Here is a 12,871-nt window from a genome sequence, read left to right on the forward strand (position 1 = left end):
TTAAGCTCGCTTACAGGCTCCTGCTAGCACAGGATAATGAGGGGAGGATCCTGAAGTCCGCTTATTACACTTTACACTTCGCGATTAGTTGCAATTTGCGGCTGTCAGCACGGCAAGGTTTTTGTTCACGCCAGCATAATTCGCCAGTTTGTCCTTCACACACTGTGCCGAAACCGGAGAGTAGCTGTAGGGAACAGAAGCGAACGTGCCGGTACTTTTCCAGTCTTCGGCATTCACGTAGGGCTTGCTGTCTTTATCCCAGGTGATGTTGTATTTCGCGAAGTCGGCTGGACTCATGACGTTGTTATTACGCAGTTCCCAGGTGCCGAAGTTGGAACCGTCGTAACGTGAGGTCACCGGGTTTTTTGCATTCTCGAACCAGTTACGTTCGATCAGCGCAATCCCTTTCTGGCGTACGTTCAGGCCAGAACTGGTGATGCCGGTATACAGGTTATTGTATGCGTGAACCTGGCCGCCACGTTGCAGTGGGAGACGCGCGTTAACGTCGTCGTAAATATTGTGATGGTATGTCAGATCACGGCCCGTATCGCTGCTGCTAAAGCCGCTCAGCCCCACTTTTTTGATACCATGAATGTAGTTGTACGAAATGGTCACGTTGGTCGAGGCTTTCTTAATATCAATCGCTGATTCGAATGTGGTGTCACCGTCTTTTGTTCCTGCACATTCAAAGTTTTTCGCGAAGATCTCGTTGTGGTCAATCCAGACGTTCGGCGTGTTATCGATACGAATGGCATCGCCATCTTGCGCGCCGCCCGGCATGTAACCAAAGCGCATATTACGTATAACAATGTCGGATGATTTTGTCAGCCAGATCCCGAAGTTGGCGGAAGATCCGTTGGTCCCGATGATGGTAATCCCTTTGGTAAACTCTTTGATTTCCACACCGCGAGCGTCTTTACTCCACTGGCCGCAGATATTGTTTTCAGCGGCTTTGATCAGTGCGTCTTCATTACCGTTGTAGGTGATGACGACCGGGTAAGCGCCTCCTTTGACTTTCTTACCCTTGGAGTCCAGCTTTGCCGCTTCAATAATATCGATGATATCTTGCATGGAGCGTGCTGTTTTATTTACGGCACCGGAAACGTTACCACCATCAGTGGTAGCATAGCCTCCCGTATTGGCCGCCATCGTCGGTTGGGCTGCAAGCAATAACAGCCCAGCGGCTGTAGAGGGCAGTAGGTATTTCATTAGGGTATTCTCCTTGGAATAGAATTTTTCGGGTATTAATGTTCCACATCACCCGGTTTATATTTTTGTTGTTTCAATAAAAATGAAAATGAGGTTTATTAAAACCCCGATTAAGTTTTATCATAAAAATAAAATAATTCAACATTCATATGTAAAATATATCGACTCAATAATACAGGGAAATCTTGTTTATTAATAAGTCTTTATTTTAAAAGGTATTAAATTTTTCATTTTTTATAAAATAAGTGAGCTGATTGGTTTTATATAAAATGAAATTATATTTCGGTTTATTGTTTTTTGATGAAGGCGCTTCTATAGCGGTGATAACTGTGAGCGATATCAAGAAATAAGTAAAACTTTACCACTGAGATAGTAGTGTTAAAAAATAATTAACTCCGATCAGGTTGTTAATTAGTTGAGTGTTAATGATTAATTGTTTTTATCGTTTATCCCTCAATTACAGAATGGTATTTTATTAATTAACAACTCAACTAATTTCAATTTAAAATAATTAGCATGATTCATAATGGTAATTATTTATTAGATATGCCTCAAGTAAGTTGCCATAAAAAATAAGCGAGCTCTTAGCGCTCGCTTGAGGGGATATGACCGCGTTTATTTGCAGTTAGCTGCTGTCAGTACTGCCTGATTTTTACCTACGCCAGCATAGTTTGCCAGCTTGTCTTTCACACACTGCGCTGAAACTGGCGAGTATTTATAAGAAATGGAAGGGAACTTACCGGTGCTCTTCCAGCCATCCGCATTGATGTGCGGTGTGGACGGTTTACCCCAGGTAATGTTGTATTTGGAGAAGTCTGCTGGTTTGGTGATGTTGTTGTTACGCAATTCCCAGGTGCCGAAGTTGGAGCTGTCGTTCCGTGCGGTCACTGGGTTAAGTGCATTTTCGAACCAGTTGCTTTCGATCAGCGCGATCCCTTTCTGACGAACGTTAAAACCGGAGCCAGTGATGCCGTCATACAGGTTGTTGTAAGCGTGAACCAGCCCACCACGCTGTAGAGGTAGCCGTGAGTTAACATCGCGATAGATATTGTGATGGTAAGTCAGGTTGCGTCCCGTATCCGTGTTGCTTGCGCCGCTCAGGCCGACTTTCTTGATGCCATGAATATAGTTGTAGGATACCGTGACGTTAGTTGACCCTTTTTTGATATCGACGGCTGATTCAAAAGTCGTGTCATTGTCTGGTGTGCCTTTACACTCAAAGTTCTTGGCAAAGATCTCATTGTGGTCGATCCAGACGTTCGGTGAATTATCAATACGAATGGCATCACCGTCCTGGGCACCGCCTGGCATGTAGCCAAAGCGCATATTACGTACTACGACGTCAGAGGAATTCACGATCCAGACACCGAAGTTGGCGGATGAACCATTGGTACCTTGGATGGTAATTCCTTTGGTGAACTCTTTGATTTGTACGCCGCGTGCGTCCTTACTCCACTGGCCGCAAATATTCTTTTCAGCCGCTTTGATTAATGAATCTTCATTACCGTTATAGGTGATGATGAGCGGGTAAGCCCCGCCTTTGACTTTCTTGCCTTTTGAATCCACTTTCGCGGCTTCAATGATATCCACGATTTCTTGCATCGAACGTGCCGTTTTTTTCACGGCTCCGGAAGCTTCTCCACCATTCGTGGTGGCATAGCCGCCCGTATTGGCTGCCATTGCTGGTTGAGCCGCGAGTAATAACAATCCAGTGGCTGCCGTAGGCAATAGGTATTTCATTATGACTGTCTCCTTGGAATAGTATTTTCATGGGCATTTATCGCTCCATATGCCCGATGTCACAGGTATACCCGTTATACTTCAAATTGCATGTGCGTTGGCTGCGTTACTTGGCACACGGGCGTGTGCTTCGCCCTAACGGGCCAACGTTTTGTTCTGAAATTCGAATTATTTAGGTATGCAAATTTTTCAACAAAAATGAATTTAAATTTGATGAAAAACCAAGGGGGAGTGTGGTCAAAAAATAAGTTCAATTCAAGGGTTAAATGTTAAATTTATTACGGTGGAAACATTTTGTAATGCTAATGGTTGAGTAGTTTGGGTTTTATAGGAAACTATATTCTTATTAAAATAATATAAAATCAGTAGGTTGTTTTTTTTGACGGAAATTAGCTTGCCAAGTTTCTTCATTGGTTTGATTTAAGAACGCTATTTTTATTGTGAAGAGGACTCTGGCTAACGTAAAAAACTACCCTAAGCCAAAATATAGTACTACAGGTGTATTCAAATTTTTGTTATGAAGTTAATTGTATATTAAGTTTTAGTTTGTTAAGAAATAATTACTGTTAATTTCTATGTGCTATTTCTGCTCGTGATAAAAGAGAAATACGCTTGTATCGATACCTTCTTATTCAAGAAATAATCATTAACATGAAGACTGTTGTTATGGAGATCATGCTGACAGTTTAACGTGATGCGCATTAAAAAATGAGCGAGCCTAAACAGCTCGCTCAGAAGGAACCCAGCGCTGAGTAAATATGCTGGGATTAATGCGTTTATTTACAGTTAGCTGCTGTCAGTACTGCCTGATTTTTACCTACGCCAGCATAGTTCGCCAGTTTGTCCTTCACGCACTGTGCGGAAACCGGGGAGTAGCTATACGGAACTGCAGGGAATTTTCCGGTGCTCTTCCAGTCATCCGCATTGATGTGCGGTGTGGACGGTTTACCCCAGGTGATTTTGTATTTAGCAAAATCAGACGGGCTGGCAATGTTGTTATTACGCAGTTCCCAGGTACCGAAGTTAGAGTCGTCATTACGTGCGGTCACAGGGTTGAGGGCATTTTCGAACCAGTTGCTTTCGATCAGCGCGATCCCTTTCTGACGGACGTTAAAGCCTGAACTTTTGATGCCGTCATACAGGTTGTTGTAAGCATGCACCTGACCACCACGTTGCAGCGGCAGACGTGAGTTTACATCGCTGTAAATATTGTGATGGTAAGTCAGGTTACGACCCGTATCCGTATTGCTTGAACCGCTCAACCCCACCTTTTTCACGCCATGGATGTAGTTGTACGATACCGTCACGTTGGTTGAGGCTTTCTTGATATCGATAGCCGATTCAAAGGTGGTGTCGTTGTCTGGCGTACCGGCGCATTCGAAGTTCTTAGCGAAGATCTCGTTGTGGTCGATCCAGACGTTCGGTGAGTTATCAATACGGATAGCATCGCCATCTTTTGCGCCACCCGGCATATAGCCGAAGCGCATGTTACGTACGATAACATTGGAAGAGTTAATTACCCAGATACCGAAGTTAGCGGAAGACCCATTGGTACCAAGGATGGTGATCCCTTTGGTGAACTCTTTGATTTCTACACTGCGCGGATCTTTGCTCCATTGGCCACAGATATTGGCTTCAGCCGCTTTAATCAGCGCATCTTCATTACCGTTATAGGTAATCACGAGCGGGTAGGCCCCACCTTTGACAGCTTTACCGCTTGAGTCTTTTTTCGCTGCCTCAATGATATCGACGATCTCTTGCAAAGAACGTGCAGTTTTTTTCACGGCACCGGAAACGTCGCCGCCGTCAGTAGTGGCATAACCTCCCGTGTTTGCCGCCATTGTCGGTTGGGCTGCGAGCAGCAACAGCCCAGCGGCTGCAGAAGGCAGTAGGTATTTCATTGTGTACTCTCCTTGACATAGAATTTTTTGGGTATTTATCACTACACACCCTGTGTAATAAAATGGCCGTTTCAAAAAAAATGAAATTAAGGTTTGTCTATAAGGCCGAGCTAAGTGTTAACAGAAAAAACAAACAATACAAGATGGGTCGATAAATATATTAATTAAATGGCAGGGGGCAACTGAGATGATTTGTGTCTATTCCATTTAAATAGAAACCAGTTTCTATTTAAAGTAATTAAAATCAATGTTTTGTGTTTTTATTTGGGTTTTATTCTTTGTTTTTATCCGCGTTATATCTATGGTTTTATTCATTCTTTAGCAATTGTGATCGTCGTCAAAAGTTAAAAATAAACATTGGTAAGAAAGATAAAATCCGTGAGCTAACCTGCCAGTTCAAAAAACGTAATTAATTCATAAGGGATTTTTAGTTATTATTTTTTTGTTAAAAATGATTTCAGAAAAATCGTTTTTTATAGGGGGTAATAAATATTACCTATTAATAACGGTACTTGTTGTAGAATTACATCAATTATTATCGATATAATTATTATCGTGCTAATTTATTACTTAGAGATGGTAAATAGCTTCACATATTACCGCTCCACTTTAGCCAGACCATGCAGATTGCCGGGGAACGGCGAAGCGGCATTCATAAATAGCTTTACCTGTTCTAATAACTGCCACATATACCGGCACTGATGGTTTCGCGTTATCGTTTCGTGTAACGACAACCACAGCAACTCGATGGGGTTCAGCCACGGCGAATACGTGGGCAGGAACAGCAACCGGAACTTCGTATTTTTTTCCAGCCAGCTTTCCACCTTGCGGCTTTTATGAATGATGTAGTTATCAACGACCAGCGTAATGGTTTTCGCTCGCCGGTATGTGCGCCGTAACGTTTCTAACAGATTGATAAATAAATCAGAACACTTTTTGCTGCCGCCGATGTAATGAACTCGTCCCGTTCCCGAATGCAGTGCACCCGCCAGATAATATTTTTGGTTATGTCCCGGCGTAGTAATACGTTTCTGTTGCCCTTTGCGCATCCAGTCCGCGCCGATTTTCGGGTTCAGGTCGATATCCACGTCATCCTGATAAAATACCGGATGGGTGAGTTTGTTGGGCTTCTTTACGCATTAGTCGTCGTTCGTCATCAGGGATTGCTGCTATGATCGGCATCGCTCAGTCCGGTTGGTGATTTGTGATGTTTGGCGATTGATCAGATCGCACAACTTGGACTGAGTAACCGTCTTATCCGGTCAAGAGCTTTTATTGATTATTTCACCTGATAGTTTCTTTCATAGGGTTGCTGCGTATGCAGTACGCCATAACCCTCGTCCAGAATTGTAATGGAAGCGTGTGGTAGTGCAAATTACTGGTCCCGCCAGTTTAAGACATTCGGGCATGACGTCAGACAAATCAGCCCGCAGTATGTGTCACCTTTCCGAATGGGAAATAAAAACGACAAAAATGACGCCACCGCTATTGTTGAGGCTGATAGTCGTCCAGGTATGCGCTACGTACCGGGAAAAAGCATTGAGCAGCAGGATATTCAGTGTCTGCACCGAGTTCGCCAGCGGCTGATGAAAAACAGAACGGCGCTGATTAATCAGCTCAGGGGGCTGAGTCTGGAATACGGTATCGCCATACCGGAAGCCGCCCATAAAGTCATGGCCTGTCTGCCCGATTATCTGGAAGACGCGGAAAATGAACTCACCACGCTCAGCCGAGAGCTGTTTCAGGAGATGTTGCTGGAACTTCAGGACTGCCAGCAACGAATTAAAACGCTGGATGTACGCCTGAAGCAGATGAGTGCACAAAACGAGGATACGCTCCGGTTGGAGAATATTCTGGGTGTCGGGCCACTGGGCGCATCGGCACTGACGATAACTCTGGGTGACAGTAGAGATTTTACTAATGGTCGGCATTTTGCGAGTTATCTGGGATTAGTGGCCGGTGAGCACAGCAGCGGCGGTAAAACCAGACTTCTGGGAATAACGAAGCGTGGCGATGGTTATCTGCGCGGTTTGCTTATTCATGGTGCCCGCCCTGTGGTTTATCGTACAGTTAATCTCCCGGATGAGCGATGTAGCGCCCTCCAGAGATGGCTGAAGGGTATTATGGTCCGGAGCGGTGTGAATAAGGCCATTGTGGCGCTGGCGAACAAAAATGCCAGGGTGGCCTGGGCACTGGTAAACCAGAGAACGGATTATATTGCCAAATAACAGTATGATTTATAAGAAGTCCAAAGCGTTGATGTGCTGACAGGGAGAACCGACTCTCTGTAAACCTGACAAATAGCTGGGTCATAGCAGGCTATTGCGATAATGAGGCCAGAGAGTACGGATGTTCATCGGGGCTCACGAAGCCGGATATATGTGTGATTACTTTGTCAGAAAAAGATTTGCCCGTGCTTGCACTGGGTCGGTGTCCATATAGCTATTTAGTAATGTCCGCTTTGGCACATAACTGACCGTCTATCTATCTCCCAAAATAACCAGTTCAATAGATCAAACCAACACCTTCAACCCATGTTTCTGCACCACGGTGAGCAGTTTCAGCGATAATCCGCTAGGGCGTTTTACGCCGCTTTCCCATTTTTGCACAGTCGAAACACTGGTGTTCAGGTAGCTGGCGAAAACGGGCTGGCTGACATTCAGCTTTTCACGCAGTGCCTTAATCTCAATAGGTTGAAGATCGTCCACGCTGTTGAGGCATGCTTTGTCAAAGTTGCGCATGGTTTCCTGTGGAATAGCGTCGACGCTGAATAATCCAGAAGCCGCGCTATGGATAGCCTCAAATGCAGGACTCTTAAATTTACTTTTTGCGGTCATGGCAAATCTCCACCAGTTCTTTACTCTTGATCAGTGCCGTAATTTTTTCATCGGCGAGGGTTGCGTATTGTTTCGCCAACTCGCGGAATCCGGCCAGTTCGCGATTATCGATGTTTGCCATATCTTGCTTGGCATACAGGAATGTGTAAAACCAGTGCTGCCCACCTTTCGCCAGTATGATGGCGCGATCGCGATTCTGGTTCAGTCGCTTCTTATAAACGCCGCCGCCGAGATCGTCGGCTTTCCCTTGCATCACCGCCTCAATAGCTTCACATAACTCGCTATCCTTGATGGCGTGGGATTTAGCCGCCTTAGTGAACCATTTGGTTTTGAATACACGCATCAGGCCGACATCCTGTAACCTTAACTATAGCACTTAGTGCTAGATTACTCGCTTTTCTGGCAGAGTCAAAGCGCTTGAAGTCTGCAAAACTTTGTCGTATTTTTGACCATGAAATCCTGCTGTCGATGACAGCCACCAATGTTTCCAGTATCGGGATGATACGAGTGACCTGTGAGAAGCGCCTTCGGGTGGTCACACTGCCAAAGTCATAAGGAATGGAGCGTGGTCTGAGACTGACGCCTTCGGGCAACCACACGACACTTTTACTCTTCCATCGCCTGCAAGGAAGAACACGCTCAGTTGCGTGTGGTAAATCTGCCATCCTTTGAAAGCAGATGTCGTCAGGTAGTTTGAACGCCGCTACGAGCGTGACGATGAAGATTACGCTAAACTTTACTTCAAGCCCAACATTGCCGTGGGCTTCACTATACCCAGCCAGAGAGCGGCTTCCATACCGTAGGAGACTGGCCGTAGCTGCAACGTTTATCGTTGTGGTGATTTCACTTCATAGGCGGCTTAAACAGCGTTTATCCTCGTAAGTTCGCGTTATCGCGCGACTTCGATTTTACTCGTCTCAATGATTTGCGTCTGCGCGTGTGAACGTGCTGGCTACGCGTTGCTATGCCGTCAGGCATCTGCTACGCGCCTGGCGGCAACGTCTGCACCGGCGTCACTTTTTCCGTGTCAACGGATGAAAGTGACGCCGCAGCCGAAGACCCTACAGCCCCATGAGACATGCACCTCACCCACCGCGTCATGAATCTGACACACCCGTTTGTGCCGGACTGATCGCTTTTTTTACAGGAGATTGAACCGATACCGAGGCAGGCCTAACCGCCTGAGAGGAAATCGTGCAACCGCAGGCGGCCGCACCGAGTGCATCGCCGACACCTCCCAAGACCTCAACTGCTGTCCGCTCTGGCGCACAGGTATCGTTCAAGGCAGGTCAATTGCGATTGTTTCTGCCCTTTCCCATGCGCCAGAGAAAAGCATCCAGTTGAATTATGAGAGGTAAGTTGCATGAGTAAATTAAGTCGTGAAATGACCACGCTGGCGAAATAGGCTGGCGGGAGCTACAAGACGGTTCATGACCGTATCCGCATCATGGACAGGCTGTGCCGTCATCTGCTGGCAGGGTGTGATGAGTTCCGCTGCATGGTCATGGGTATCTTTAGCGTTTTGTTAGCGTAAATTTCTTGTCATCCCTTTCATGCTGGAGACAGGTACAATGGCATTTATCGCTTTAGCCCGTAAGAATGTATCGAGAAAAATTGCGGGTATTAGTGCGGGTATGAAAAGAAAAATCAAATAACATGTTTATTATATATCAATAAGTTAAATTATTTATGCTGCTAATTATCGATAACTACGACTCCTTTACCTATAACCTTTACCAATACTTTTGTGAGCTTGGCGCACAAGTCGTGGTGAAGCGTAATGATGAACTGACGCTGAGTGAGATTGAACGGCTTGCGCCTGAGCGATTGGTGATTTCTCCCGGCCCCTGCACGCCAGATGAGGCGGGGATTTCACTCGCGGCTATTCGTCACTTTGCCGATAAATTGCCTATTCTGGGTGTGTGTCTTGGCCATCAGGCGATGGGGCAGGCGTTCGGCGCGCGGGTGGTGCGGGCACGACAGGTGATGCACGGTAAAACCTCAGCGATTGCGCACAGCGATATGGGGGTTTTCACTGGGTTGGCTCAGCCTTTGACGGTCACTCGTTATCATTCACTCATCATTGATTCTGCTTCGCTGCCTGATTGCTTTGAGGTTACGGCCTGGAGCGAATATAAAGGACAGCGCGATGAGATTATGGGGATACGTCATCGCTCCTTACCGCTAGAAGGGGTGCAGTTTCACCCCGAGAGTATTCTTAGCCAGCAAGGGAATCAACTTCTGGATAATTTTCTTAAAATTTAATTACATAGAGAGTGATTCTTTTCAAGAACCGATTTAATATTGCCTGTGATTGATTTTTTATGCATATTTATTGACTATATTTTCATTTCTACATAATGGACAGCAGAGTGAGGCAGCAAATGGCAGCAGAGCAGAAAGCAGTGACACGGGATACTCACGATAAGGTGATTTTGCCGGTTTATGCACCCGCGAAGTTTGTACCAGTGAAAGGTAAAGGGAGTCGCGTCTGGGATCAGGACGGTCGTGAATATATCGATTTCTCCGGCGGCATTGCGGTTACGGCGCTGGGTCATTGCCATCCTGCTCTGGTTAGCGCATTGCAGCAGCAGGGTGAAAAGCTCTGGCACACCAGCAATATTTTCACCAATGAACCTGCGCTACGCCTTGCCAGCAAATTGATTGATGCCACTTTTGCTGACCGCGTGTTCTTTGTTAACTCCGGTGCTGAGGCTAACGAAGCGGCATTTAAGCTGGCGCGTCACTATGCGGTTAAACGCCATAGTCCGTATAAAACCAAGATCATCGCCTTCTATAATGCGTTTCATGGCCGGACGCTGTTCACCGTCTCGGTCGGCGGACAGCCTAAATATGCCGATGGTTTCGGGCCTAAGCCTGCCGATATTGTTCATGTTCCGTTTAACGATCTGGCTGCTGTTAAAGCGGTGATGGACGATCACACTTGTGCCGTCGTGCTGGAGCCTATTCAGGGAGAAGGCGGTATTACTCCGGCTACGCCTGAATTTTTACAGGGCGTTCGCGATCTGTGCGATCAGCACAAGGCGCTGCTGGTGTTTGACGAAGTGCAGAGTGGGATGGGGCGTACTGGTAAACTATTCAGCTATATGCACTATGGTATTACGCCTGACATCCTTACAACCGCTAAAGCGTTGGGCGGTGGTTTCCCGATTAGTGCGATGCTGACGACGGAAGAGATCGCATCGGCCATGACGGTTGGGGTACACGGCACCACCTATGGCGGCAACCCACTGGCCTGTGCGGTGGCTGAAGCGGCGCTGGATATCATCAACACGCAGGAAGTGCTGTCGGGCGTAGCGGATCGTCACGATCGCTTTGTCAGTGAGCTTGAGAAAATCAACCAGCAGTACGGCGTATTTGATCAGGTCCGCGGTATGGGACTTTTGCTGGGGGCTGAGCTAAAACCGCAATGGCATGGCCGTGCGGGTGAGTTCTTGGCTGCTGCAACGGCTCAAGGGCTTATGGTGTTGATGGCGGGACCGAACGTGATCCGCTTTGTACCGTCTTTGATCATTGATGAAGATGATATTGCACAAGGGATGGAGAAATTCGCTAAAGCCGTCGCTCAAGTGGTTAACACGGCGAACTGAGTTCACGCTATTTTGTGATAAGTCGTTATTTCGTGATAAACCATTTTTTGATAAATATTGAGTGATAAAAAAAGCGTGATGCCAGAGGCCTCACGCTTTTTTATTGGTAGGGTACCGCGACAAGGGATTAGCGAGTGCCGTAAACGACAATCGTTTTACCGTGCGCAGAGATCAGATTCTGGTCTTCTAACATTTTAAGAATGCGGCCCACGGTTTCACGCGAGCAGCCAACGATTTGCCCAATTTCCTGACGAGTAATTTTAATTTGCATGCCATCTGGATGCGTCATGGCATCAGGTTGTTTGGCCAGGTTGAGTAATGTTTGGGCGATACGGCCGGTTACATCAAGGAAGGCAAGGTTGCCGACTTTTTCTGAAGTAACTTGAAGTCTGTTTGCCATTTGCGCAGACAGACGCATGAGGATATCCGGGTTAACCTGAATGAGCTGGCGGAATTTTTTATAGGAAATTTCAGCCACTTCACAGGCGGTTTTTGCCCGAACCCAGGCACTGCGTTCCTGACCTTCTTCAAATAGGCCGAGCTCACCAATAAAATCGCCCTGATTGAGGTAGGAAAGGATCATTTCCTTGCCTTCTTCATCTTTGATTAGCACTGCTACAGAGCCTTTCACGATGTAGTAAAGCGTTTCTGCTTTTTCACCTTGGTGAATCAGCGTGCTCTTCGATGGATACTTGTGGATATGACAATGGGAAAGGAACCATTCGAGAGTTGGGTCTGTCTGCGGTTTGCCGAGAACCATTCGCTATCATCCTCTGTTGTAATTCACTGCGCAAATTACAGGGGTCAGAGTTCCCTGTACGGCGTGTTTAACTGCTAAAAAATAAAATTCAGTCTAGGCAGAATGACGTCAGGGAATATACTGGAACCACTGTACCCTTGGTTTTTCGATTGCTGCCTTGCCGCACCGTAAACGTGGCTGGGTATTTCTGGCTACGTCATCATCTTCTTCGTTTCTGGGTTTGTCCAGAAAAGGTCTATTCTATTTTCGTTTTAACACAGCTTTAAGGATGTGTCTTGTGTTGTCTCGCTTCAGCATGACAAAGCTCTGATTAACGCTGGTTTTTGTACAGTAACGGTATAAATTTTCAAAAAATTTTTAGTGGAGAGGCATTATGCAGGCTCGGGTAAAATGGGTTGAAGGTTTAACGTTTTTGGGCGAATCCGCATCAGGACATCAGGTATTGATGGACGGTAATTCTGGCGATAAAGCGCCGAGTCCGATGGAAATGGTATTGATGTCGGTAGGGGGATGCAGCGCGATTGATGTGGTGTCGATTCTGCAAAAAGGCCGTAACGATGTGGCGGATTGCGAGGTGAAATTAACCTCAGAGCGTCGCTCTGAAGCGCCGCGCTTATTTACCCATATCAATCTGCATTTTATCGTGACGGGGAAAGGGCTGACCGATAAAGCCGTCGAACGTGCCGTTGAGCTGTCAGCGGAAAAATATTGCTCTGTGGCATTGATGCTGGGCAAAGCCGTTGAAGTGACGCACAGTCACGAAATTAGAGTACTGGCTTGATCTCTTTCACTGGGCACTAATTCTGGTCACTT

Annotated in this window: 9 protein-coding genes and 3 pseudogenes; 5 read left to right on the forward strand and 7 right to left on the reverse strand. The window is 46.3% G+C overall.

The features are described 5' to 3' along the window. Nucleotides 1-84: 84 nt before the first annotated feature. From pelC to KP22_RS13570, 4 genes and pseudogenes are all read right to left on the reverse strand, one after another. On the reverse strand, nt 85-1,209 hold the full coding sequence (gene pelC, locus KP22_RS13555) for a pectate lyase PelC (protein WP_039324738.1): 1,125 nt from the start codon (nt 1,207-1,209) through the stop codon (nt 85-87). Nucleotides 1,210-1,824: 615 nt separating this feature from the next. Next, on the reverse strand, nt 1,825-2,949 hold the full coding sequence (pelB, locus tag KP22_RS13560) for a pectate lyase PelB (protein WP_039304759.1): 1,125 nt from the start codon (nt 2,947-2,949) through the stop codon (nt 1,825-1,827). A 776-nt stretch (nt 2,950-3,725) separates the two neighbouring features. Continuing rightward, nucleotides 3,726-4,850, reverse strand: a complete 1,125-nt coding sequence (gene pelA, locus KP22_RS13565; RefSeq protein ID WP_039304756.1) for a pectate lyase PelA — start codon at nt 4,848-4,850, stop codon at nt 3,726-3,728. Between the two features lie 596 nt (nt 4,851-5,446). After that, a pseudogene (locus KP22_RS13570) lies at nt 5,447-5,962 on the reverse strand (IS630 family transposase); the annotation flags it as partial. Between the two features lie 222 nt (nt 5,963-6,184). Here KP22_RS13570 and KP22_RS13575 point away from each other — a divergent pair. Further along, nucleotides 6,185-7,078 (forward strand): annotated as a pseudogene (locus tag KP22_RS13575) (IS110 family RNA-guided transposase); the annotation flags it as partial. A 285-nt stretch (nt 7,079-7,363) separates the two neighbouring features. On the opposite strand, the gene KP22_RS13580 reads toward KP22_RS13575, so the two are convergent. Continuing rightward, a complete protein-coding gene (locus KP22_RS13580; protein ID WP_039304754.1) occupies nt 7,364-7,687 on the reverse strand; it encodes a helix-turn-helix domain-containing protein in 324 nt (107 codons plus the stop codon). Continuing rightward, entirely contained in the window at nt 7,671-8,030 is a 360-nt protein-coding gene (locus KP22_RS13585; RefSeq protein WP_039304750.1) for a type II toxin-antitoxin system RelE/ParE family toxin, read from the reverse strand. The genes KP22_RS13580 and KP22_RS13585 overlap by 17 nt, the downstream gene beginning before the upstream one ends. A 1,020-nt stretch (nt 8,031-9,050) precedes the next feature. Between KP22_RS13585 and KP22_RS21785 the strand changes: the two are divergent. The 3 genes and pseudogenes from KP22_RS21785 to argD form a co-directional block, all read left to right on the forward strand. Then, nucleotides 9,051-9,164: pseudogene (locus KP22_RS21785) on the forward strand (phage integrase N-terminal domain-containing protein); the annotation flags it as partial. A 212-nt stretch (nt 9,165-9,376) separates the two neighbouring features. Next, nucleotides 9,377-9,952, forward strand: a complete 576-nt coding sequence (locus KP22_RS13590; protein ID WP_039324740.1) for an aminodeoxychorismate synthase component II — start codon at nt 9,377-9,379, stop codon at nt 9,950-9,952. A gap of 119 nt (nt 9,953-10,071) precedes the next feature. Then, on the forward strand, nt 10,072-11,298 hold the full coding sequence (gene argD / locus KP22_RS13595) for a bifunctional acetylornithine/succinyldiaminopimelate transaminase (protein WP_039324742.1): 1,227 nt from the start codon (nt 10,072-10,074) through the stop codon (nt 11,296-11,298). A gap of 127 nt (nt 11,299-11,425) precedes the next feature. Here the strand turns inward: argD and crp are convergent, their stop codons facing one another. After that, nucleotides 11,426-12,058 (reverse strand): cAMP-activated global transcriptional regulator CRP, encoded by a 633-nt coding sequence (gene crp, locus KP22_RS13600; protein ID WP_005969523.1) that lies wholly within the window; start codon nt 12,056-12,058, stop codon nt 11,426-11,428. A 373-nt stretch (nt 12,059-12,431) separates the two neighbouring features. Here crp and KP22_RS13605 point away from each other — a divergent pair, with 373 nt between their 5' ends. Beyond that, entirely contained in the window at nt 12,432-12,839 is a 408-nt protein-coding gene (locus KP22_RS13605) for an OsmC family protein (RefSeq protein WP_039324744.1), read from the forward strand. Nucleotides 12,840-12,871: the final 32 nt, after the last annotated feature.

Origin of the sequence: Pectobacterium betavasculorum, assembly GCF_000749845.1 — a bacterium.
Classification (GTDB): domain Bacteria; phylum Pseudomonadota; class Gammaproteobacteria; order Enterobacterales; family Enterobacteriaceae; genus Pectobacterium; species Pectobacterium betavasculorum.